Annotated in this window: 23 protein-coding genes; 11 read left to right on the top strand and 12 right to left on the bottom strand. The window is 60.1% G+C overall.

Annotated elements, in window-relative coordinates; all coding sequences use genetic code 11:
* Positions 1 to 113: 113 nt before the first annotated feature.
* The 6 genes from AC1RPZ_RS24175 to AC1RPZ_RS24150 form a co-directional block, all read right to left on the bottom strand.
* Positions 114 to 1,535: an amino acid permease gene (locus tag AC1RPZ_RS24175; RefSeq protein ID WP_493140004.1), complete on the bottom strand. Its 1,422-nt coding sequence runs from the start codon at positions 1,533 to 1,535 to the stop codon at positions 114 to 116.
* Between the two features lie 759 nt (positions 1,536 to 2,294).
* On the bottom strand, positions 2,295 to 3,560 hold the full coding sequence (gene rluB / locus AC1RPZ_RS24170; RefSeq protein WP_493140002.1) for a 23S rRNA pseudouridine(2605) synthase RluB: 1,266 nt from the start codon (positions 3,558 to 3,560) through the stop codon (positions 2,295 to 2,297).
* 264 nt (positions 3,561 to 3,824) lie between these two features.
* Complete coding sequence (scpB, locus tag AC1RPZ_RS24165; protein WP_493140000.1) at positions 3,825 to 4,808, bottom strand: SMC-Scp complex subunit ScpB; 984 nt, start codon at positions 4,806 to 4,808, stop codon at positions 3,825 to 3,827.
* A gap of 12 nt (positions 4,809 to 4,820) precedes the next feature.
* Positions 4,821 to 5,639, bottom strand: coding sequence for a segregation and condensation protein A (locus AC1RPZ_RS24160; RefSeq protein WP_493063721.1), 819 nt, complete (start codon positions 5,637 to 5,639; stop codon positions 4,821 to 4,823).
* On the bottom strand, positions 5,640 to 6,269 hold the full coding sequence (locus AC1RPZ_RS24155) for an L-threonylcarbamoyladenylate synthase (RefSeq protein ID WP_493139998.1): 630 nt from the start codon (positions 6,267 to 6,269) through the stop codon (positions 5,640 to 5,642).
* Positions 6,270 to 6,282: 13 nt separating this feature from the next.
* The gene (locus AC1RPZ_RS24150; RefSeq protein ID WP_493139996.1) at positions 6,283 to 7,146 is read right to left on the bottom strand and encodes a PHP domain-containing protein; all 864 of its coding nucleotides are present in this window, start codon (positions 7,144 to 7,146) and stop codon (positions 6,283 to 6,285) included.
* An 87-nt stretch (positions 7,147 to 7,233) separates the two neighbouring features.
* On the opposite strand from AC1RPZ_RS24150, the gene AC1RPZ_RS24145 reads away from it, so the two are divergent.
* The 6 genes from AC1RPZ_RS24145 (at position 7,234) to AC1RPZ_RS24120 (ending at position 11,458) form a co-directional block, all read left to right on the top strand.
* Positions 7,234 to 7,830 (top strand): septation protein A, encoded by a 597-nt coding sequence (locus AC1RPZ_RS24145; RefSeq protein ID WP_493139994.1) that lies wholly within the window; start codon positions 7,234 to 7,236, stop codon positions 7,828 to 7,830.
* A gap of 1 nt (position 7,831) precedes the next feature.
* Positions 7,832 to 8,131 carry a YciI family protein gene (locus AC1RPZ_RS24140; RefSeq protein ID WP_493139992.1) on the top strand — a complete coding sequence of 100 codons (300 nt, stop codon included), beginning with the start codon at positions 7,832 to 7,834 and terminating at the stop codon, positions 8,129 to 8,131.
* Between the two features lie 108 nt (positions 8,132 to 8,239).
* The gene (locus AC1RPZ_RS24135) at positions 8,240 to 8,650 is read left to right on the top strand and encodes an SH3 domain-containing protein (protein WP_493139990.1); all 411 of its coding nucleotides are present in this window, start codon (positions 8,240 to 8,242) and stop codon (positions 8,648 to 8,650) included.
* Between the two features lie 7 nt (positions 8,651 to 8,657).
* The gene (locus tag AC1RPZ_RS24130; protein WP_493139988.1) at positions 8,658 to 9,335 is read left to right on the top strand and encodes a response regulator transcription factor; all 678 of its coding nucleotides are present in this window, start codon (positions 8,658 to 8,660) and stop codon (positions 9,333 to 9,335) included.
* Positions 9,336 to 9,597: 262 nt separating this feature from the next.
* Complete coding sequence (locus AC1RPZ_RS24125) at positions 9,598 to 10,038, top strand: Spy/CpxP family protein refolding chaperone (protein WP_493139986.1); 441 nt, start codon at positions 9,598 to 9,600, stop codon at positions 10,036 to 10,038.
* 67 nt (positions 10,039 to 10,105) lie between these two features.
* The gene (locus AC1RPZ_RS24120; RefSeq protein WP_493139985.1) at positions 10,106 to 11,458 is read left to right on the top strand and encodes a sensor histidine kinase; all 1,353 of its coding nucleotides are present in this window, start codon (positions 10,106 to 10,108) and stop codon (positions 11,456 to 11,458) included.
* A 124-nt stretch (positions 11,459 to 11,582) separates the two neighbouring features.
* Here AC1RPZ_RS24120 and AC1RPZ_RS24115 read toward each other — a convergent pair whose 3' ends face one another.
* Positions 11,583 to 12,149, bottom strand: a complete 567-nt coding sequence (locus tag AC1RPZ_RS24115; protein WP_493139984.1) for a nitroreductase family protein — start codon at positions 12,147 to 12,149, stop codon at positions 11,583 to 11,585.
* 119 nt (positions 12,150 to 12,268) lie between these two features.
* On the opposite strand from AC1RPZ_RS24115, the gene AC1RPZ_RS24110 reads away from it, so the two are divergent.
* On the top strand, positions 12,269 to 13,723 hold the full coding sequence (locus AC1RPZ_RS24110; protein ID WP_493139983.1) for a TrkH family potassium uptake protein: 1,455 nt from the start codon (positions 12,269 to 12,271) through the stop codon (positions 13,721 to 13,723).
* Here AC1RPZ_RS24110 and AC1RPZ_RS24105 read toward each other — a convergent pair.
* Positions 13,680 to 14,741 (bottom strand): AraC family transcriptional regulator, encoded by a 1,062-nt coding sequence (locus tag AC1RPZ_RS24105; RefSeq protein ID WP_493139981.1) that lies wholly within the window; start codon positions 14,739 to 14,741, stop codon positions 13,680 to 13,682. The genes AC1RPZ_RS24110 and AC1RPZ_RS24105 overlap by 44 nt on opposite strands.
* 160 nt (positions 14,742 to 14,901) lie before the next feature.
* On the opposite strand from AC1RPZ_RS24105, the gene AC1RPZ_RS24100 reads away from it, so the two are divergent.
* Together AC1RPZ_RS24100 and AC1RPZ_RS24095 are read left to right on the top strand one after the other, a co-directional pair.
* A complete protein-coding gene (locus AC1RPZ_RS24100) occupies positions 14,902 to 15,213 on the top strand; it encodes an Mpo1-like protein (protein ID WP_493139979.1) in 312 nt (103 codons plus the stop codon).
* Between the two features lie 99 nt (positions 15,214 to 15,312).
* Positions 15,313 to 15,903 (top strand): HD domain-containing protein, encoded by a 591-nt coding sequence (locus AC1RPZ_RS24095; protein WP_493139977.1) that lies wholly within the window; start codon positions 15,313 to 15,315, stop codon positions 15,901 to 15,903.
* Between the two features lie 34 nt (positions 15,904 to 15,937).
* Here AC1RPZ_RS24095 and AC1RPZ_RS24090 read toward each other — a convergent pair whose 3' ends face one another.
* Complete coding sequence (locus AC1RPZ_RS24090; RefSeq protein ID WP_493139975.1) at positions 15,938 to 16,747, bottom strand: UDP-2,3-diacylglucosamine diphosphatase; 810 nt, start codon at positions 16,745 to 16,747, stop codon at positions 15,938 to 15,940.
* 134 nt (positions 16,748 to 16,881) lie between these two features.
* On the opposite strand from AC1RPZ_RS24090, the gene AC1RPZ_RS24085 reads away from it, so the two are divergent.
* Both AC1RPZ_RS24085 and AC1RPZ_RS24080 read left to right on the top strand, forming a co-directional pair.
* Positions 16,882 to 17,640, top strand: a complete 759-nt coding sequence (locus tag AC1RPZ_RS24085) for a helix-turn-helix transcriptional regulator (protein ID WP_493139973.1) — start codon at positions 16,882 to 16,884, stop codon at positions 17,638 to 17,640.
* A 94-nt stretch (positions 17,641 to 17,734) separates the two neighbouring features.
* On the top strand, positions 17,735 to 18,628 hold the full coding sequence (locus AC1RPZ_RS24080; protein ID WP_493139971.1) for a DMT family transporter: 894 nt from the start codon (positions 17,735 to 17,737) through the stop codon (positions 18,626 to 18,628).
* Here AC1RPZ_RS24080 and AC1RPZ_RS24075 read toward each other — a convergent pair.
* The 3 genes from AC1RPZ_RS24075 to AC1RPZ_RS24065 all read right to left on the bottom strand — a co-directional run bounded on the left by AC1RPZ_RS24075 (position 18,622) and on the right by AC1RPZ_RS24065 (position 21,345).
* On the bottom strand, positions 18,622 to 18,909 hold the full coding sequence (locus AC1RPZ_RS24075; protein ID WP_493139969.1) for an Rdx family protein: 288 nt from the start codon (positions 18,907 to 18,909) through the stop codon (positions 18,622 to 18,624). The genes AC1RPZ_RS24080 and AC1RPZ_RS24075 overlap by 7 nt on opposite strands.
* Positions 18,910 to 18,996: 87 nt before the next feature.
* Complete coding sequence (locus tag AC1RPZ_RS24070; RefSeq protein ID WP_493139967.1) at positions 18,997 to 20,640, bottom strand: FimV/HubP family polar landmark protein; 1,644 nt, start codon at positions 20,638 to 20,640, stop codon at positions 18,997 to 18,999.
* A 270-nt stretch (positions 20,641 to 20,910) separates the two neighbouring features.
* Entirely contained in the window at positions 20,911 to 21,345 is a 435-nt protein-coding gene (locus AC1RPZ_RS24065; protein ID WP_493139965.1) for a MarR family transcriptional regulator, read from the bottom strand.
* Between the last annotated feature and the right edge of the window lie 8 nt (positions 21,346 to 21,353).

Below are 21,353 nucleotides of genomic sequence, written 5' to 3'. Positions count from 1 at the left end.
CCAAGGACGGTAAAGATTTCAAAGACCCGTTTTCCAGTAGACCGTAAGGCTGCTCCGCTTAAGTGAACAGCATTACGGCACATGGCCGGGTTTGTTGTTTATGCGTCGTGCGTTTATTTCATCGCAGGAGCAGCAGCATTCAACGCGTGTTGAGCGCTGCGCTTGTTCTTGATGTTGTAGCACACCCACATGAACACGACCCACACCGGGATCGCGTACACCGAGATCTGGATCCCCGGAATCAACAGCATCACGCACAAAATGAACGCCACAAATGCCAGGCAGATGTAGTTGCCGTACGGGTACCACAGCGCCTTGAACAGCGGTGTTTGCCGGGTACGGTTCATGTGCTGACGGAACTTGAAGTGCGAGAAGCTGATCATCGCCCAGTTGATCACCAGCGTCGCAACCACCAATGACATCAGCAGTTCCAGCGCGTGCTGCGGCATCAGGTAGTTCATCACCACAGCCACAAACGTTACCGCTGCCGAGGCCAGGATCGAACGCACCGGCACGCCGCGCTTGTCGATCTTCGCCAGACCTTTCGGGGCGTCGCCCTGCTCAGCCATGCCCAGCAACATGCGGCTGTTGCAGTAAGTGCCGCTGTTGTACACCGACAATGCCGCCGTCAGGACCACAAAGTTGAGGATGTGCGCGGCGGTGTTGCTGCCCAGCATCGAGAACACCTGAACGAACGGGCTGCCGCTATAGGCATCGCCGGACGCGTTCAGGCTCGCCAGCAGGCTGTCCCACGGCGTCAGCGAGAGCAGAACCACCAGTGCGCCGATGTAGAAAATCAGGATCCGGTAGATCACCTGATTGATCGCTTTCGGGATCACGGTTTTCGGCTGGTCGGCTTCTGCTGCGGTGAAACCGAGCATTTCCAGGCCGCCGAAGGAGAACATGATGATCGCCATGGCCATCACCAGACCGCTGACGCCATTGGGGAAGAACCCACCGTGCTCCCACAGGTTGGTCACCGAGGCTTGCGGGCCACCATTGCCGCTGACCAGCAGGTAGCTGCCCAGGGCAATCATGCCGACAATCGCCACGACCTTGATGATCGCGAACCAGAACTCCGCCTCGCCAAAGACTTTGACGTTAGCCAGGTTGATTGCGTTGATCATTACGAAGAACACTGCGGCCGAGGCCCAGGTCGGGACGTCCGGCCACCAGTAGTGCACATATTTACCGACCGCAGTCAGCTCCGACATGCCCACCAGAATGTACAGAATCCAGCAGTTCCAGCCCGACAGGAAGCCGGCGAAACCGCCCCAGTACTTATGCGCAAAGTGGCTGAACGAGCCGGCTACCGGCTCTTCGACGATCATTTCGCCCAGTTGGCGCATGATCATGAACGCGATGAAGCCACAGATCGCGTAGCCGAGGACCATCGACGGGCCGGCCGATTTCAGTACACCGGCAGAGCCCAGGAACAATCCGGTACCGATCGCGCCACCGAGGGCGATCAGTTGAATATGGCGATTTTTCAGGCCGCGTTTAAGCTCGCCTGAATGCGAGTTTTGTCCACTCATGAAAAGGGTCTCACGCAAGGTTTGATGATGTTCGTTAAGACGTTGCTGCTCGAATCGGGCTTAAGCAACACGGATCAAACCCCAGCGCAGGCACCAGGAGTTCAGCGTTTTTTTACCAGTCATGCGTCACCTGTTTGTTTTTATCTGTGACGAAATCGAACCCGACACGCTTGTGACGCGGCGGAGTTAACAAAGCGGATAGCCTTGAGTTTTGCGCAGTTACGCAGGGAGGTCACAGTTAAAACGCGGCGCATTGTACACCTGTAACCCCCTGCGGCCAGACACCGCTGGGTCAGCGCGTCGTTTGCCGGGATTGCCTGTGTCCGCCCCGAGGGTCTCGGGCAGCTGCAAAAACAATGTCAGACCTTTGCGGGTCGTTGACGGGGGGGACGGGAATATCGCCCTTTGAGGAGAGATGAAAATGACTCACGGCGTACATTGCGCCTCCTTCTTGTTATGCACCTGCACGACAGGCATGGGGCGCATGACACCGCTGATGGGCGCCTGAAACAAGCGGGCCAGAGCCCTGCGAGTAGCACTCACCAGCGCTGATCGGAAGCTTTTCCTTACAGTCCCTGAAACTGCACGAATTCACGGCGCAGAAAGCGCCTTTTCGTAAATATTCCGTTACATAACGTCATGTATTATTTCCACTACAGATCTTTCCGTGCTCCGGTAGGCGCCCCTCGAGCAAAAAAAAACGCCAACCCGAAGGCTGGCGTTTCACTTGCAGCTTAAAGCGTGGCGCTTGTCACTGCTTCACTCCGGCTTGCGACGACCAAAGCCTGGACGCTGACCGGAACCGGCCGGTGCGCCGCGACGCTTGCCCGATGGCGCGTCACGGTCGACCAGAACGATGCCTGGACGTTTTTTCGGCGCTGGCTTGGCCGGGCGCTTGGTGTCGGACGGACGGTCTGCCACTGGCGTACCGCGACCTGCCGGAGCACCACGATCGCTGCGACCACCCGCTGGAGCGCTGCGGCCTTCGCCACGTTCAGTGCGACCGTTGGCCGGACGCGGCGTGCGTGGACCGCGCTCGCCGTCCTGACGTGGCGCTGGCTTGCGGGCCGGACGTTCGCCTTCGATCTGCGGCTCGCGCGCTGGACGCGGGCCAGCAGCAGGAGCCGCGGTGGCTGGACGCAGGGTCCGCACACGCTCGCTCTTGCCGACCGGACGGGACGACTTGCGCTGCATACGCTCAAGCTTGTCTTTGCTCTTGGCATTCATTTGCGGCATGGCCACCGGGGTCAAACCGACTTCAGCACTCAGCACGTCGACTTCGTACTGGCTCATTTCGCGCCAGCGGCCCATCGGCAGGTCAGAGTTGAGGAACACCGGACCGAAACGCACGCGCTTCAGACGGCTGACCACCAGACCCTGGGATTCCCACAGACGACGGACTTCACGGTTACGACCTTCCATCACCACGCAGTGGTACCAGTGGTTGAAACCTTCGCCACCTGGAGCCTGCTTGATGTCGGTGAACTTCGCCGGGCCATCTTCGAGAACCACGCCAGCTTTCAGGCGCTCGATCATTTCGTCATCGACTTCGCCACGGACACGTACCGCGTATTCGCGGTCCATTTCGTAGGAAGGGTGCATCAAGCGGTTGGCCAACTCACCGTCGGTGGTGAACATCAGCAAACCGGTGGTGTTGATGTCCAGACGACCGATGTTGATCCAGCGGCCTTCTTTTGGTTTCGGCATTTTGTCGAACACGGTCGGACGGCCTTCAGGGTCGTCACGGGTGCAGATTTCGCCGTCGGGTTTGTTGTACATGATCACGCGGCGGACCGATTCGGCCGCTTCTTCACGCTTGATCACCTTGCCATCGATGGTAATGGCGTCGTGCAGGTCGACTCGCAGGCCAAGGGTGGCATCTTTGCCGTTGACCTTGATCCGGCCGTGACTGATCCAGGCTTCTACGTCGCGGCGCGAGCCGACGCCGATACGGGCGAGGACTTTCTGCAGTTTTTCGCCTGCTGGGCCGATTTCCTGGTCGTCTTTCTGGTCGTTGATACTCATCTGGGCACCTCCCGGTGTGGTCTGTTCAGGCCTGGCCTGAAGATTTGAAAGCTGGTCTTTGGGCAAAAGGATCGCCAAAGGGTCGCGAATCATACGCGCATGGCGCCGCTTGCGCATCAGAGACTAGTGGATAAACGGTTGGTTAATTGTTTTTCCGCCGACCGGTGGTGCGCAAGGATCAAAAGATCGCAGCCTTCGGCAGCTCCTACGATGGTGGGCACATTCCTGTAGGAGCTGCCGCAGGCTGCGATCTTTTGGCGCCCCTCAATCGTCGAACTGGCGGCGTTCGTTTTCGATTGCTTCGGCCAGGGCTTGAGCTTCGGCTTCTTCGTCGCTCAGTTCGGGCGCAGGCTTGGGCTGTTCCAGCGCAGCGACGGCGGCGAGCAGTTTCTCGCGGGCTTCGGCAACGCCCAGGATGTCATCTTCAGCCTCTTCCTCAACTTCTGCCTCGGCTTCAACCTGAAGTTCGGTCTCTACCGCAACCTCGACGGGCACATCGCCTGGCATCTGCGGCTCGCTGTCGGTCACCGCCCCATCACGCAGCAAGTCGTCGAAGTCGGTCTTGATCCCCTCCTCCATCGAGTCCAGTTCCAGCAACAGGGTATGGAAACTGGTTTCGTCCTTCGGTTCTTCCGGTTCTGCGCTGGCATCGGCCAGTTCTTGCAGGCTCTGCGGCACCGGTGCGTCGTCGAACTCGAGCATCGGCTCGGGTTCCAGCTCGCGCAGTTCGGCCAGCGGCGGCAGGTCGTCGAGGTTCTTCAGGTTGAAATGATCGAGAAACGCCTTGGTGGTGGCAAACATCGCCGGCTTGCCCGGTACTTCGCGGTAACCGACAACCCTGATCCACTCGCGCTCCAGCAGGGTTTTGACGATGTGGCTGTTGACCGCCACACCGCGCACATCCTCGATCTCGCCCCGGGTGATCGGCTGGCGATAGGCGATCAACGCCATGGTCTCCAGCATCGCTCGGGAATAGCGCTGCGGGCGTTCTTCCCACAGACGTCCGACCCAGGGCGCGAACTTCTCGCGAATTTGCAGGCGATAGCCCGAGGCGACTTCCTTCAGCTCAAAAGCCCGGCCGTCGCAGGATTTCGCGAGAATCGCCAAGGCCTTCTTGAAAACCGCCGGCTCCGGGCGCTCGCCCTCTTCGAAGAGCTCGAACAGACGCTCCATCGACTGCGGCTTTCCCGAGGCCAACAGAAAGGCTTCAAGCAGCGGCGCCAGCTCGCGGGGTTCACTCAGATTCATTGATTTTGCTCGTTATTCGGCTCGCGCCCGCACATGGATAGCCGCAAACGGCTCATTCTGCACCAGCTCGACCAAGGATTCCTTGACCAGTTCGAGAATCGCCATAAAGGTCACGACCACCCCCAAGCGTCCTTCTTCAGCGGTGAACAGCTCGACAAAGGGCACAAAACCACCGCCCTTGAGCCGCTCCAACACATCGCTCATGCGCTCGCGGGTCGACAACGCCTCGCGGCTGACCTGATGGCTTTCGAACATATCGCCACGGCGCAGCACCTCGGCCATGGACATCAGCAACTCTTCCAGACTCACGTCTGGCAGCAACTTGCGTGCCCGCGCCTCCGGGGCGTCGAGCTTGGGCACCACCACATCGCGGCCGACCCGGCTCAGGCCGTCGATGCCTTCGGCCGCCGCCTTGAAGCGTTCGTACTCCTGCAAGCGGCGAATCAGCTCGGCGCGCGGGTCGTCTTCTTCCTCTTCGATCTCGGCCGAGCGCGGTAGCAGCATCCGCGACTTGATCTCGGCGAGCATCGCCGCCATCACCAGGTACTCGGCGGCCAGCTCCAGCCGCACCGACTGCATCAACTCGACATAGCCCATGTACTGACGGGTAATTTCCGCCACCGGGATGTCGAGGATATTGATGTTCTGCTTGCGGATCAGGTACAGCAGCAAGTCGAGCGGGCCTTCGAAAGCCTCGAGGAAGACTTCCAGCGCGTCCGGCGGAATGTACAGGTCCAGCGGCATTTCCATGACCGCCTGGCCGTAGACCATGGCAAACGGCAGTTCTTGCTGGGCGCCGGCCTGGCTATCGACGGGCTCTACTGCGGACATCTAGGCCTCAACCGTAAACGGCGCGGGGTCACCGCAACCGACGCGAATCACTTCTGGCTCGCCGTTGGCCAGGTTGATCACCGTGGAGGCTTTGATACCACCAAAACCGCCGTCGATGATCAGGTCGACCTGATGCTCAAGCAACTGACGCATTTCATAAGGGTCGCTCAACGGATCGGTGTCACCGGGCATGATCAGGGTCACGCTCATCAGCGGCTCGCCCAGTTCTTCGAGCAACGCCAGGGCAATCGGATGACTCGGCACCCGCAAACCGATGGTGCGCTTCTTCGGGTGCAGCAGCAGACGCGGCACTTCGCGAGTGGCGTTGAGAATGAAGGTGTACGGCCCCGGCAGGTGGGCCTTGAGCAAGCGGAAGGTGCCGGTATCGATCTTGGCGAACAGCCCTAGTTGCGACAGGTCACTGCAGATCAGTGCGAAGTTGTGTTTTTCGTCCAGTTGCCGGAGTCGACGCACACGCTCGACAGCGTTCTTGTCGCCGATCTGGCAGCCAATGGCGTAGGACGAGTCGGTGGGATAGATCACCACACCGCCGGCTCGAATGATTTCTACCGCTTGTTTAATCAGGCGCGCTTGCGGGTTTTCCGGATGAATCTGGAAAAATTGACTCACATTTTCTACCTGTTCAGACGGTAATAACGGCTGGGTCATGTTTGAACCGACACCAAAGCGGTGGCAGGTCCTCCGGGAGTGGGCGGTACTCGCCGATCTCGGACCAGCCTCCGGGTCCATGGAAATCACTGCCGGCACTGACCAGCAGACCGAACTCACGTGCAAGAATAGCCAGGCTGCCGACCTGCTCGGCCGGCTGATGGCCATTGACCACCTCGATAGCGTGGCCACCTGCTTGAATATAGTCGGCAATCAGACGACGGCGTTTGCTGCGGGTGAAATCATAGTGCCAGGGATGCGCCAGACTGACCCAGGCCCCGGCGGTGCGCAGGGTTTCGACGGTTTCTTCCAGGGTCGGCCAGTGTTGCTTGACGTCTCCCAGCTTGCCGGCGCCCAACCACTTGCGGAAGGCTTCGGCGCGATCCTTGACGAAACCGGCGCGGACTAAATAGTCGGCAAAGTGCGGGCGGGCCGGTGCGTTGCCGCTGTCGCCGAGCTCCTGCTGGATAGCCCGCGCGCCTTCCAGCGCGCCCGGCATACCCTTGAGTTCGAGTTTGCGGCTGATTTCTTTGGACCTCAGCCAGCGCCCGTCATGCAATTTGGCAATCGCCTCGACCAACGCCGGCGCGTTGACGTCGAAACCGTAACCGAGCACATGAATGGTCGCGCCACCCCAGGTGCAGGATAATTCGACGCCGTTGACCAGTTGCATCCCCAGCGCAACCGCGGCGCTGCGGGCCTCGTCGAGGCCTTCAAGGGTGTCGTGATCGGTCAAGGCCAGGACTCGCACGCCTTTCTCGAACGCACGCGCAACCAGTACCGCAGGCGCCAGGGCGCCATCGGAGGCCGTGCTATGGCAGTGCAAATCAACATTCACAGGACTGTGTAACCTCAAATCAGCTGGCGCTTTCGCGACTCAATATGTTTGTTATTATGCCGCCACATCCTGCTTCTGGCTGCCACTGTGAAACAATTCATCGACTTCATCCCGCTTCTGCTGTTTTTCATCGTCTACAAAATCGATCCACGGGTCGTCGACATCGCCGGTCAGCAACTGACTGTAGGCGGTATTTACAGCGCCACCGCGATGCTGATCATCAGCTCCCTGGTGGTTTATGGCACGCTGTTCATCAAACAGCGCAAGCTGGAGAAGAGCCAGTGGCTGACCCTCATCGCCTGCCTGGTCTTCGGCAGCCTGACCCTGGCCTTCCACAGCGAAACCGTCCTTAAATGGAAGGCACCGGTGGTTAACTGGCTGTTCGCCCTGGCCTTTATCGGCAGCCACTTCGTCGGCGACCGGTTACTGATCAAACGCATCATGGGCCACGCGCTGACCCTGCCGGATCCGGTCTGGACCCGTCTGAACATCGCCTGGATCGCTTTCTTCCTGTTCTGCGGTGCCGCCAACCTGTTCGTGGCGTTCACCTTCCAGGACTACTGGGTCGACTTCAAAGTCTTCGGCAGCCTGGGCATGACCCTGCTGTTCCTGGTCGGCCAGGGCATTTATCTGTCCCGCCACCTGCACGACGCCGACACTACTACGCCAAAAACCGAGGACTGACATGCTATACGCAATCATGGCCACAGACGTCGCCAACTCCCTGGAAAACCGCCTGGCTGCGCGCCCTGCGCACATCGAGCGGCTGCAACAGCTCAAGGCCGAAGGCCGCGTGGTACTGGCCGGTCCGCACCCTGCCGTCGACAGCAATGATCCAGGCGCTGCGGGTTTCACCGGAAGCCTGATCGTCGCCGAGTTCGCCTCCCTGGAAGCCGCCAAGGCCTGGGCCGACGCCGATCCGTATATTGCCGCAGGCGTCTACGCCAACGTTCTGGTCAAACCGTTCAAGCAAGTCCTGCCATAACACAGCACCGGCGCGATGAACCTTCAGCTCATCGCGTGTTCAATTGCTCATTATTCTCGTTCAACGGCCGACAACCTGCCCAACACTCGATTGGAATCAGGAGTTTCGATGCGCCAAGGTCCGCTGTGTCTGCTGTTGGTCATGTTATCGATCGGGGCCCTCGCCCATGCCGAAGAGCACTCGGACTCGGGCAATTCAACGCCTCTGTCGTTAAGCGCCGGAAGCCAGATCACGCAATTGCAGCAACGCTTGAAAGAAAGCGAGCAGCAACGAGATGAGCTGAACAAACAACTGCAAAATGCCGATAGCGAACGCGAAAGCGCCTTGCTGGGCCGGTTACGCCAGGAGAATCAGCGCCTCAAGCTGCAACTCAAGGAAGCCCAGGCAAACCCGCTGCCGCGTCTGCTGAGCGATCAGCAGCAGTGGTTCGTCACGGGCGCGGGAGTAGCGCTATTGGCCCTGCTCTGCGGTATCTTCGCCAGTGGTGGACGTAAACAACGTCGGCAATGGCTAAATTGAGTGAGTCATGAGCGAGCTGTTACTAATTGATGATGATCAGGAGCTGTGTGAGCTCCTGAGCAGTTGGCTGAGCCAGGAAGGCTTTGTCGTGCGCGCCTGCCACGACGGTCTGAGTGCGCGCCGAGCCCTGGCCGAGTCCGCGCCGGCGGCGGTGGTACTGGACGTAATGCTGCCCGACGGCAGCGGTCTGGAACTGCTCAAGCAATTACGCAGCGACCACCCGGATCTGCCGGTGCTGATGCTCTCGGCCCGTGGTGAGCCGCTGGACCGGATCCTCGGCCTGGAGCTGGGCGCCGACGATTACCTGGCCAAGCCGTGTGATCCTCGGGAGCTGACGGCCCGCCTGCGCGCAGTGCTACGGCGCAGTCATCCGGCGGCGGTATCCAGCCAGATGGAACTCGGCGATCTGTGTTTCAGCCCGATCCGTGGTGTGGTCAGCATCGACGAACAGGAGTTCACCCTGACCGTCTCTGAAAGTCGCCTGCTCGAAGCCCTCCTCAAGCAACCCGGCGAGCCACTGGACAAGCAGGAACTGGCGCAGATCGCCCTCGGTCGCAAGCTCACTCTGTATGACCGCAGCCTGGACATGCACGTCAGCAACCTGCGCAAAAAGATCGGCCCACACCCCGACGGCCGCCCGCGCATCGTTGCCCTGCGCAGCCGCGGTTATTACTACAGCCTCTGAACACCACACGCGCCCCTAAACCCGACGCGGCCCCCCGTAGGAGCTGCCGCAGGCTGCGATCTTTTGATCTTGCTTGTGATTGGGCCAAGATCAGGATCAAAAGATCGCAGCCTGCGGCAGCTCCTACGGGGGGTTGTTTTGTCAGGACGACAGAAAACCGTCTTTACCCAAGCTTTACGCTCCGTTGACCGCCGCTGACCTTGATCTCCGTAATCTGTACTCATCCGGAACACACCGGGAACGAGACAAGGAGAGACACACCATGCGCAAGACCCTTATCGCTTTGATGTTCGCTGCCGCACTGCCGACCATTGCCATGGCCGCGCAAGAAGGCCAAGGCCCGATGGGCCCAATGGACGGCCACGGTTACAGCGAACACATGCATGGCGGCAAAGGCATGTACAGAGAACTGGATCTGAGCCGCGAACAACGCGAGCAGATCCGTAAATTGATGGGTGAGCAGATGCATGCGCGTAGAGAGCTGGTAGAGCACTACCTGCAAAAACTCTCGCCAGCCGATCAGCAGGCCATGAAAGACCAAATGGCGGCCGGCCGCCAGAAAACCGAGAAAGACATTCGTGCCCTTCTCAAGCCGGACCAACAGCAGAAGTTCGATGCGATCCAAAAGCAGCAGGCCGAGCGCAAAGCCGAATGGGCCGAGTTTCAGGCGTGGAAAGCCCAGCAACCGAAAAAAACGCAATAATGTTCTAGCGCTACTTCCCAGCCCAATGGTTAACCCCCATTGGGCTTTCTTTGTTTGAGGACTTCCCGTGCGTTCATTGTTCTGGCGCATCCTTGCCAGTTTCTGGCTGGCCATCGCTCTGGTTGCAGGGCTGTCGATTCTGCTCGGGCACATGTTGAACCAAGACGCCTGGATTCTCAGTCGCCACCCGGGCCTCAGTACCCTGGCGCAAGAGTGGACGCAGCTCTACGAAGAAAGTGGCGAGGACGCCGCGCAAGCGCTGCTCGAACAACGCAAACGGCGTTACCACATCGACGTTCAGGTGCTGAACGAGAGTGGCGACCCGGTGGTGCGCGGGACCTTTCCTCGGCGCGCGGCGGCCCTGGAAGCACGACAGAACGACAACCCCGACAACAACGACCGTCACCTGCCCTGGCGACGCCTGACCGTCGAGTACACCAGCCCGAAAAGCGCTGAAACTTACTTGTTGATCTACCGTATTCCGCATCCGGAGCTCAACGCCTGGCACCGCTCCAGCCTGCTTTGGCCCCTCAGTGCACTGTCGATTGCCTTGGTGGTGCTGACGCTGTTCAGCCTGCTGGTGACCCTGTCCATCACTCGCCCGTTGAGCCGTTTGCGCGGTGCGGTGCACGACCTCGGTCAGACCACCTATCAGCAAAACAGCCTGGCGCGACTGGCCAACCGGCGTGACGAGTTTGGCGTGCTGGCCAACGACTTCAACCGCATGGGCGCACGCTTGCAGAGCCTGATCGGCAGCCAGCGGCAACTGCTGCGTGACGTGTCTCACGAGCTGCGTTCACCGTTAGCCCGGTTGCGTATTGCCCTGGCCCTCGCAGAACGGGCCGGCCCCGAAGAGCGTGAAAAACTCTGGCCACGGCTGACCCGAGAATGCGATCGCCTTGAAGCGTTGATCAGCGAAATTCTGGTGCTGGCACGGGTCGACGCCGACAACGCGAGTGCCGAAGAGGTTGACCTCAACGCGCTGCTGAACACACTGCAAAAAGACGCTCAGCTTGGCTCGCCGGAACAAAGCATACGCATCGAAGCCGAACAGCAATTACGCCTCAAGGGCTGGCCGACCATGATCGAGCGGGCGCTGGACAACCTGTTGCGCAACGCCCAACGCTTCAACCCGGTCGGGCAGTCGATTGAAGTTCTGGCATTGCGTCATGGGGATCGGATTGTGGTCAGTGTGCGCGACCATGGCCCCGGTGTAGAGGCCGAGCATTTGAGCCAACTGGGGGAGCCGTTTTATCGGGCTCCCGGCCAGACGGCGTCCGGACACGGCCTGGGATTGGCCATCGCCCGGCGCGCGGCAGAGCGCCACGGTGGCAGTCTGATTCTGGCCAATCACCCGGAGGGCGGATTCATTGCCAGCCTGGAGTTGCCGTTGATGCCCGGCGCGACCGTACAACCCTAAAAACCTGTGGGACCTTGTGGGAGCGAGCTTGCTCGCGATAGCGGCCTGACAGTCACATCTATGTTGAATGTGCCGGCTTATCGCGAGCAAGCTCGCTCCCACATTAAATCAATCTGCCAATGATTCAGGCCTTGGCGGGCCAGGCGCTGACAAACTCCGCGAGATCGACTTTCCCGGCTACACGCGGTTCGTTCTGCGGTGTACCCAGGTAAAGGAATGCAATCACCTCTTCACCTTCCGCCAGACCCAAGCCTTTGGCCACATGCGCCGAATAGACCAGCTCGCCGGTGCGCCATACCGCGCCGATACCCTGAGCGTAAGCCGCCAGCAAGATTCCATGGGCCGCACAACCTGCGGCCAGCAACTGCTCGGATTTCGGCACTTTGATGTGGTCCTGCAGACGCGCCACCACAACGACTACCAATGGTGCACGCAGCGGGCCACTGCGCGCCTTGTCCACCAACGCCTGAGGTACATCGGCGTCTTGCAGGCGTGCGGCCTCAGCCAGCAACTCGCCCAATTGCTCACGCGCCGCGCCTTCGACCGTTAAAAAACGCCACGGCTGCAAATGCCCGTGATCCGGTGCGCGCATGGCTGCGGCAAACAACACTTCCCGTTGTGCAGCGGTGGGCGCCGGGTCGAGCAAACGCGGAACGGAAACACGGTTGAGCAAAGCGTCGAGAGCCTGCATCGGCCACCTCCTGAAAAAATGTCTGGCTATTCTAGCGGTATCCGCCGCCGGGGTGCCGGTTTACATGCCCTGCCTCGCGGGTAGAATGGCGCCCTTCCCTATCAGCCCGAGCGGATCTCATGGCGTTGCCGACCTTACGGATTATTGGTTTCATCATCGGCATCTTCCTGATCACCCTGGCCATCAGCATGGTTGTGCCGATGGCGACGCTAGTGATTTACGACCGCACCAGCGATCTGCCGTCGTTCCTCTGGGCCAGCATGATTACCTTTCTCGCCGGTTTGGCGCTGGTCATCCCCGGACGACCCGAGCAGATACACCTGCGCCCGCGGGACATGTACCTGCTCACCGTGTCGAGCTGGGTGGTGGTCTGCATCTTCGCCGCATTGCCGTTTCTGCTGACCCAGCGCATCAGTTACACCGACTCGTTTTTCGAAAGCATGTCAGGCATTACCGCCACCGGCTCCACTGTACTCAGCGGCCTGGACACTATGTCTCCGGGCATCCTGATGTGGCGTTCGTTGCTGCACTGGCTGGGCGGAATCGGCTTTATCGGCATGGCAGTCGCCATTCTGCCACTGCTGCGCATTGGTGGCATGCGGCTGTTTCAGACCGAGTCGTCGGACCGTTCCGAAAAGGTCATGCCACGTTCGCACATGGTGGCTCGGCTGATCGTCGCCGCCTACGTCGGCATCACCATCCTCGGCAGCCTGGCGTTCTGGTGGGCGGGTATGAGCCCGTTCGACGCGATCAACCATGCGATGTCGGCAATATCCACCGGGGGTTTCTCCACCTCCGACCAGTCCTTGGCCAAGTGGAAGCAGCCGGCCGTGCATTGGGTCGCAGTGGTGGTCATGATTCTCGGCAGCCTGCCATTTACCCTGTACGTGGCGACCTTGCGCGGTAATCGGCGGGCGTTGATCAAGGATCAGCAGGTGCAGGGATTGCTCGGCATGCTGCTGGTCACCTGGCTGGTACTCGGCACCTGGTACTGGTGGACCACCAACCTGCACTGGTTGGACGCACTGCGCCACGTCGCGCTGAACGTTACGTCGGTGGTCACCACCACCGGTTTTGCGCTCGGGGATTACAGCCTGTGGGGCAACTTCTCGCTGATGCTGTTCTTCTATCTGGGCTTTGTCGGTGGTTGCTCGGGTTCGACCGCTGGCGGGATCAAGATCTTCCGTTTCCAGGTGGCCTTTATCCTGCTCAAAGCCAACCTTAACCAACTGATCCACCCGCGTGCGGTGATCAAGCAGAAGTACAACGGTCACCGTCTCGATGAAGAGATTGTTCGTTCGATTCTGACCTTTTCGTTCTTCTTCGCGATCACCATTTGTGCCATCGCACTGGCGCTATCGCTGCTCGGCGTGGACTGGATGACGGCCCTGACGGGCGCCGCCAGTACGGTTTCCGGGGTGGGTCCGGGGCTGGGCGAAACCATCGGCCCGTCCGGCAACTTCGCGACCCTGCCGGACGCCGCCAAATGGATTCTGTCCCTGGGCATGCTGCTCGGCCGGCTGGAAATCATTACCGTGTTTGTGCTGTGTATTCCGGCGTTTTGGCGTCACTGATCTCTTTGGGCGCGTCCATCAATCGCACCCGGTACTCACCGGGTGTGGCATCGAACCAGCGCCGAAAGGCCCGGAAGAAATTGCTCGGATCGGCGAACCCCAACAGGTAAGCGATCTCCAGCAACGTCATGCTCGGTTGCGCCAGGTATTGCTCGGCCAGCTCACGACGGGTGTCGTCGAGCAACGTCTGAAAACTCGTGCCCTCTTCCTGCAAGCGTCGCTGCAAGGTGCGCTGGGACAAGTGCAGGGTTTGCGCCACCGTATCGCGCTTGGGTTCGCCCTGGGGTAACAAACGACACAACACTTGTCGCGCCTTGTGGGTCACCCGACTTTCAGAAAATCGCGCCAGATATTCGCCGGCAAACCGATCGTGCAACAGCGCCATGGCCTCGTTGGCAGTCGGCAACGGGGCTTCCATGTCTGCCCGTTCGAAAATCAGCGCGTCATACGGCGCGTTGAACTCCAGTGGCGCATGAAAGGCTAATTTGTAGGGTTCGAGGTCTACGGGCTGAGCGCCCTGGATCAACACTTTGCGTGGCTGCAAGGTACGCCCGGTCAACCAGCCGCAGAGGCCCAGCGCGCAGGCGAGTGACGCTTCGGCACTTTGTCGGGTCGGTGGCAGATGATCGCCATGCACTGTCAGAATCAGCGCATAACCTTCGGGTAACAGTCGAAAACTCAAGTCGGCGCTTTCGGCGATGATCCGCTGATAACGCACCAGGCGCTGAAAGCCTTCCGCCAGGGTCTGGCTGGACATCAAGGCATAACCGACCACAGAAAACGATGCCGGGCGGACCAGCTTGCCCATGTTCAGACCGATCGCCGGGTTGCCGGACAGCTCTACCGCGCGCTGCCAGAGCCGCGTCATCGAATCTTGAGGAAAGCGCGCATCCGGATCATCCAGCGCCGCGTAGTCGAGCCCCAACTGTTTGAACAAGACCCGGCAATCCAGGCCGTCCATCTCCAGTGCTTTGACAATCCCCATCGCCCAGCTTGCAGAAGTCGTTCGTTCGCTCATGGCGTTTTCTTACTTGATGAGCCGCGGGTCACGGCCAATTTCAGAAGGATACTAAAGTGGCGCCTATTGTCACTGGCTGTTGCTACTGATGACCCTAAACTCAAATAAGCTCCCCGCAGAACATCCGGTCAGCAGAACAATAACCACAGAGATCGCAGTCGTGGAAAACATCAAACGTTTTAGCAGCTTCGCCGAGTTTTACCCGTATTACCTCAGCGAACACAGCAACAGTGCCTGCCGACGCCTGCACTTTGTCGGCACCAGCCTGGTGATTGTCATCCTCGCCTTCGCTATCGGCAAAGGTGCCTGGATGCTGTTACTTGCCCTGCCTGTCGCCGGTTACAGCTTCGCCTGGGTCGGCCACTTCTTCTTTGAAAAAAACCGCCCGGCGACATTCCAGCATCCGCTTTACAGCCTGCTCGGCGACTTCGTCATGTATCGCGACATGATCCGGGGCAAAGTCCCTTTCTAGGCTCGCCAGGCCATGAAGCCGTCCCAGGCGGCCAGTGCAGTATTGGATCCAGGCTCTACACTGCAAAACGTCCCGACGAAAACAATAAGAGGATAGCCGATGAATGCGCACGCCCGTTTCACCCACATGAAGGATGGCACGCAGGAAGACTGGGCGATCATCGCCGCCGACTTCAGTGCCTACGCCAAACAATTGCCGACACGGATTGTGGCGCACCTGAAACTGCTGGAGGGTGATTTTGGCGGTTTCCCGGTCGATCGTCTGACCCACTCACTGCAAACCGCCACCCGCGCCTGGCGCGACGGCCGGGATGAGGAGTACGTGGTGTGCGCGCTGCTCCACGACATTGGCGATACCCTTGGCTCCTACAACCACCCGGACATCGCAGCGGCGATCCTCAAGCCATTCGTCCGCGCTGAAAACCTGTGGATGGTGGAAAAACACGGGATCTTCCAGGGTTACTACTTCTTCCATCACCTGGGCATGGACCGGCACCTGCGCGAGCAATTCAGCGAACATCCGCAGTACCGGCAGACCATCGAGTTCTGCGCCAGGTACGACGCCGCCGCGTTCGATTCGGCGTACGACACATTACCGCTGAGTTTCTTCGAACCTATGCTGGAACGTCTGTTTGCCCGGCCGAAAAATTCGATCTACACGGCAGCGATGGAAGAATACGCACCAGCCTAAGATCAAGAGACCGCAGGCTGCGATCTTTCCGGCATCAAACCGGTTCTGCGACCTTCACCAGCTGCGCCTCTCGCGCCTGTGCATCCGCCAACCGGTACAACTCGATCGAGCCATCCCAATGCTCGATCAACGCCGTGCACGACTCAACCCAATCCCCGCAGTTGAGGTAATCCACCCCGCCGACCTTGCGGATTTCCGCGTGGTGGATGTGCCCGCAAACCACGCCGTGCAGCTCGCGCTTGACGCACTCGTGGGCGATGGCCTCTTCGAAATCGCTGATGAAGCTGACCGCGGTTTTGACCTTGTGCTTGAGGTACGCCGACAACGACCAGTAACCGTAGCCGTACCGCGCACGCCAATGATTGAGCCAGCGGTTGAGGGTCAGGGTGAACTCGTAGGCCGAGTCGCCGAGAAACGCCAGCCAGCGGTGATAACGGGTGATCACATCGAACTGATCGCCGTGAATCACCAACAGATGCCGACCATCCGCGGTGACGTGAACCGCCTCGTCCACCAGTTGAATATTGCCCAGGATCAGCTTCGAATAACGCCGCAGAAACTCGTCGTGGTTGCCGGTGACGTAAATCACCTCGGTGCCACGCTTGCTCATGGTCAGCAGACGGCGGATGACGTTGGTGTGAGCCTGCGGCCAGTACATGCCGCTGCGCAGCTTCCAGCCATCGATGATGTCGCCGACCAAATAGATCTTGTCAGCCTGATAGCCCTTGAGAAACTGCGACAAATGCTCGGCCTGGCAATCCCGGGTGCCGAGGTGCACATCGGAAATCCACAAGGTGCGCACGCGTTGTTTACCGCTGGGTTTGGCACGTTCGGCGCTGGTCATGGGCAACCTCTGCGAGACTTTTCGCAAGCTTGCACTGCGGCGATTAATAGCCCATGACACAAATGCGGCAGTCTGATGACACCCCGACCCCAGGCGCGGCCGGTGTAGACTGCGAGTCTGCCCAGGAGACTGCGATGAGACCGATCCTCACGCTACGCCAATACACCCACGACTTGATCGTCCACAGCCACGACCACGCACAACTGGTGTTCGGCCTGTCGGGTGCGCTCGACTTCGAGGTCGGCGGCCATGGCAGCCAGGTGGTGCAGCAGAGTTTCGTGGTCGTCCCGTCAGGCGCCCATCACGCCTGTGGCAGCCCGAATGGCAGCCGCTGCCTGGTGCTCGATGTGCCGAGCGATCAGTGGGTTTCGCAGTCGCTGGGCGAGCATGCCGAAGCCAGTCGGCGCTTGCTCGACAACCCCGGACGCTTGCCGCTGGACGCCGGGCAAAGTCAGCTGGTGAGCTGGCTGGCGAGCAGCCCGGTCAGTGACCCACTGATCGCCCAGCAAGGCGCCGTGTTGTTGCTCGCCAGCCTCAACAGCGTCGCGCCGATCAGTGTCGCCGGACGACGGCTGCCCTACGCCGCGCTCAACGCACACATCGATCAATACGCCGCCTACCCGCTGCAAGTCGCCGACCTGGCGCGCATCGCCGGGTTGTCCGGCGCACGCCTGCACGCACGGTTTGTCGCCGAATGCGGGCAGACGCCGATGGATTACATCCGCAGTCGCCGCCTGCATATCGCGGTGAAGTTGCTGCGTGAATCCGCGCTGCCCATCGGCGAAGTCGCCAGCCGTGTCGGCTATGGTTCCCAGAGTGCCTTCGCCGCAGCGGTGATGCGCGAGTTCGGCGCATCACCGGGTGCGCTGCGCCGTGCGGTGAGCGAACGCTAGGCTGGCGATAAAAAACGCGAGTCTGGCGACAGACAGACCGAAGGCCATGGCTTTAGAGTGTCCCCATGGTTCTGTCTCTGTATTAAGGATTGAAATGACTCCGCGTACCGCCCTTGGCGCCCTGCATATCGGCGCACTGATGTTTGGTCTGACCGGCGTGTTCGGCAAACTCGCCGCCGCCTCGCCTGCCATCATCGTCTTTGGCCGGGCGGCATTCGCGGTGATCGCTCTGGCGTTCTTTGCCCGTTTCGCCAGCAACACCGGCTGGCAGAAACTCGAAGCCGTGGACTGGCGCCGCCTGCTGCTCAGCGGCCTGTTACTGGCCGGGCATTGGGTGAGCTTTTTCATTGCGGTGAAAGTCGCCGGTGTGGCGATTGCGACCCTCGGTTTCGCCAGCTTCCCGGCGTTTACGGTGATCCTTGAAGGCCTGATCTTCCGCGAGCGGATTCGCGCCAATGAAATACTTTTGGTGGTGCTGGTGAGCGTTGGGCTGGTGCTGGTCACCCCGGATTTCGATCTGGCCAGTGAGGCCACCAGCGGTCTGCTCTGGGCTGTAGGCTCGGGTTTGTTGTTCGCCCTGTTGTCGCTGACTAACCGCGCCAGCTCTGGGCGTATACCCGCCGTGCAGGCCGCGCTGTGTCAGAACGTGGTGGTCGCGCTCTGCCTGCTGCCGGTGGCGGCACCGGGTTTGAGTGAAGTACGCGCCATCGATTGGTTGTGGATCGGTCTGCTCGGGGTGTTCTGCACCGGCGTCGCCCACAGCCTGTTCGTGGCCAGCCTGGCGGTGATCAAGGCTCGCACCGCAGCGGTGGTGTTCGCTCTGGAGCCGGTTTACGGCATTACCGTGGCATGGCTGTTGTTCGGCGAAAACCCGACGCTACGGATGCTGATCGGTGGTGCGCTGATCATCATCGCGATTGTTGTTTCCAGCAGTCTGTCTGGCAGCTCAAGCAAGAAAAACGTGGCGGCTGAAGCAGCCTCTCACTGAACTCTGTCGTTGTGGCCGAGGTCGCGGTCTGGATCAATCTGATCGCGAACCCGCTGCTTGAGCACCTTGGCTTCCGGAAAGCCGCCGTCGGCCTTGCGCTCCCAGAGCTGTACCCCGTCGCAGGTAATGTGAAACACCCCACCGGTTCCCGGCACCAGTGAAACCTTGCCCAGGTCGTCACCGAAGGTGCTGAGCAACTCCTGGGCCAGCCAGGCGGCGCGCAACAGCCATTGGCATTGCGTGCAATAGGTGATGACAACTTCCGGTTTGCGGGTGGTCATGGTGCGCTGGACTCCTGAGCTCGATGGCATCGCTATAATAGCCGCCTTTATCGCTCGCCCGAGATCCCCCATGCGCCGTTTTCGAGGTCAACGAATGCTCGCCAACAGGTTGCGGGCGGTTTGCTTCAAGGATTCGTCACTGTCCTTGAGCAACTCGTTCAACAGCCGGATGGCACTGTCCAGATCGCCGTCGTCGATACGGTTCTGCGCCTCTTCCAGTTTGCCGGCGTGGACCTCTTCGCGTTCCTGCCCTGCGAACTCCACCGGCAACGGCTCAAGTTCCAGGGTCGGTAATGCATCGGCGAAATCGTCGAGAAAGCCATCGTCCAGCGGCTCCAGCTGATCCACGGGTTTAGCCATTGCCGCGTTTGTGTCGGACGGGCTGATCAGATCCCAGCTCGAATCCATCGACAAGTCATCCAGATTCAACTGGAACTTATCCCGTACCGAAGCAGCAGGTTCAGCCGTCGGTTCAAGAGTTGCCGAAGATTGTGTACTGGCCAGTTTTGGCGAACGTGCACGAATCTGCTCCAAGACCTCGACGCTGTAACCCGCTTCAAGCAGGCTGTTTTCGTGGTCCGAATAACCTGTGCTGTCGCCCTGCTGCCCCAGCACTTCCAACAACTTCAGGTTCAAGTCGCTGCGCTGTGGCTCTTTGAGCAACGCTTCGCGCAATAGACCCACCGCCTCGGCGAAGCGGCCATACGTCAGGTAGATACCGACGCCCTCAAGCACTTCTGCCCCATGAACGGTTTCGCGGTTCGAGGGGGTGGCTTGCGTCGTAGAAAGCTCGATCGGTGGCTTCTGCGCAGTATCGGACGCTACCCGACCGACCACTGGCTCATGTCGCGACCCTGATTCTGACACAGGCTGTACCCGCCGCTGACGGAGCGCAAACAGACCCAGCAACAACAGCAAGCCAAGCACCAGCAGGCCGACGACCAGCCACAACGCCCATCCACTGCTCGTCTCATCCACGGGGGTAACCGGCACCGGGGCCGGCGCGGCAGGAATGGCCGGTGTATATAGGGGCTTTTTGGCTTCGGCCAACTCGGTTTGCAGATCGCTGACTTGCTTGCGCTGGCTGGCAATCTGTTCATCCTGGGCTTGTAGCCGGGAGCTCAACTGATCGACGGTTTGTTTCAGCTGCTGGCTTTCCAGGACGCTGGCTGCCAGCAACTCGGAAGTGGGGTCGGTCGCCGCAGGCACCCTGCTCGCCGGGGCAGCAGCCGGTGTTTTGGCGGGTGCGACGGCAGTGGGTTGCTGGCTGATCGCCAGGGCCGGCTCAATGTCACTCGCCGGTACGATCCCAGGCGAGCCTGGTGGATCGATCAGCAACGTGTATTCGCGCAGCAAATGCCCATTGGGCTGGCTCACCTGCAGCAGAAAATTCAGGAAAGGTTCATTGACCGGTTTACTGGAGACCACTCGAATCACGCTGCGATCGCCACGCAGAACGGTGGTGAAACGCAGGTCGTTGAGAAAAAAAACACGCTCGACACCGGCGCGAGCGAACTCGTCCGCCGTCGCCAGGCTGACCAAGAGTTCACCGTCGGCCAGAGCACCGGGATCGACCAAGGCAATCTCGGCATTCAACGGCTGGTTCAAGGCGGAGTGCAACGTAATGTCACCCAACCCCAGCGCGGGAGCCAATGCCGAGTAACACAAGGCGCCAGCGACCGCCAACAGGCTGACGGAACGCCGTAACACAGACTGCAAACTCTCGAGCATAAGCATCCCTTAGCTAACCAGAACCACCTGTGCGCATTCGCACTTCCAGTACGAACACGTTATTGCCTAGGGTCTGTTGACGTTTGGTGACGGCCGCGACGGATGCCCACTTGATGCAGGGCAAGGCGCGAGGAACGCAGCCCTGCATCAAGTGGGCCCCGTCCCTTCGGGTTGCGTGCCAACGCGGTTCGTCACCAAACGTGAACAGACCCTACAGTTCTTATAGTCTGCTCTGCGCCGGTTCTCAAAAGTCTGCTGTGTGGTTATGCCTCAAGATTTTTCCAGATTGGCCAGAATATGCCCATGAACCCGCATACACACCCGCAGATCTTCCTCGTCGACACCCTCGAACAGCTCGTGGCGCAACTCGGTGGCAATGGTTTCAATTTGTTCGATCAAGGGACGGGCGGACGCACACAACACGATTTTTTTCGCCCGGCGGTCTTCCGCCACGGCCTGACGCTGCACCAGCCCCTGGGTTTCCAGACTATCGAGCAGGCGAGCCAGCGTCGGCCCTTCAACACCGACGCTTTGTGCCAGCTCACGCTGTGTGGGGGCTTCTTCGAAACGCGCCAGGTGCAGCAGCACCAACCAGCGGGCCTGGGACAGGCCGAGGCCGGCGAGACGGCGATCCAGTTCAGCGCGCCAGCCGCGAGACATCTGCGCCAACTGCATGCCAAAACGGTGTTGATCGGTTAACGGCATAAAAAACT

It is taken from the genome of Pseudomonas sp. GW822-FHT02D10, assembly GCF_058802345.1.
Note: the sequence above shows the minus strand (reverse complement) of the source record. Positions and strands in the feature narration are given on the sequence as shown.

Excerpts from the sequence above, each read along its gene's own strand:
- AC1RPZ_RS24070 (WP_493139967.1), bottom strand. The coding sequence starts at position 20,640 with ATGCTCGAGAGTTTGCAGTCTGTGTTACGGCGTTCCGTCAGCCTGTTG.
- AC1RPZ_RS24095 (WP_493139977.1), top strand. The coding sequence starts at position 15,313 with ATGAATGCGCACGCCCGTTTCACCCACATGAAGGATGGCACGCAGGAA.
- rluB (WP_493140002.1), bottom strand. The coding sequence starts at position 3,560 with ATGAGTATCAACGACCAGAAAGACGACCAGGAAATCGGCCCAGCAGGC.
- AC1RPZ_RS24075 (WP_493139969.1), bottom strand. The coding sequence starts at position 18,909 with ATGACCACCCGCAAACCGGAAGTTGTCATCACCTATTGCACGCAATGC.
- AC1RPZ_RS24080 (WP_493139971.1), top strand. The coding sequence starts at position 17,735 with ATGACTCCGCGTACCGCCCTTGGCGCCCTGCATATCGGCGCACTGATG.
- AC1RPZ_RS24160 (WP_493063721.1), bottom strand. The coding sequence starts at position 5,639 with ATGTCCGCAGTAGAGCCCGTCGATAGCCAGGCCGGCGCCCAGCAAGAA.
- AC1RPZ_RS24130 (WP_493139988.1), top strand. The coding sequence starts at position 8,658 with ATGAGCGAGCTGTTACTAATTGATGATGATCAGGAGCTGTGTGAGCTC.
- scpB (WP_493140000.1), bottom strand. The coding sequence starts at position 4,808 with ATGAATCTGAGTGAACCCCGCGAGCTGGCGCCGCTGCTTGAAGCCTTT.
- AC1RPZ_RS24085 (WP_493139973.1), top strand. The coding sequence starts at position 16,882 with ATGAGACCGATCCTCACGCTACGCCAATACACCCACGACTTGATCGTC.
- AC1RPZ_RS24110 (WP_493139983.1), top strand. The coding sequence starts at position 12,269 with ATGGCGTTGCCGACCTTACGGATTATTGGTTTCATCATCGGCATCTTC.
- AC1RPZ_RS24135 (WP_493139990.1), top strand. The coding sequence starts at position 8,240 with ATGCGCCAAGGTCCGCTGTGTCTGCTGTTGGTCATGTTATCGATCGGG.
- AC1RPZ_RS24065 (WP_493139965.1), bottom strand. The coding sequence starts at position 21,345 with ATGCCGTTAACCGATCAACACCGTTTTGGCATGCAGTTGGCGCAGATG.
- AC1RPZ_RS24175 (WP_493140004.1), bottom strand. The coding sequence starts at position 1,535 with ATGAGTGGACAAAACTCGCATTCAGGCGAGCTTAAACGCGGCCTGAAA.
- AC1RPZ_RS24125 (WP_493139986.1), top strand. The coding sequence starts at position 9,598 with ATGCGCAAGACCCTTATCGCTTTGATGTTCGCTGCCGCACTGCCGACC.
- AC1RPZ_RS24090 (WP_493139975.1), bottom strand. The coding sequence starts at position 16,747 with ATGACCAGCGCCGAACGTGCCAAACCCAGCGGTAAACAACGCGTGCGC.
- AC1RPZ_RS24140 (WP_493139992.1), top strand. The coding sequence starts at position 7,832 with ATGCTATACGCAATCATGGCCACAGACGTCGCCAACTCCCTGGAAAAC.
- AC1RPZ_RS24105 (WP_493139981.1), bottom strand. The coding sequence starts at position 14,741 with ATGAGCGAACGAACGACTTCTGCAAGCTGGGCGATGGGGATTGTCAAA.
- AC1RPZ_RS24115 (WP_493139984.1), bottom strand. The coding sequence starts at position 12,149 with ATGCAGGCTCTCGACGCTTTGCTCAACCGTGTTTCCGTTCCGCGTTTG.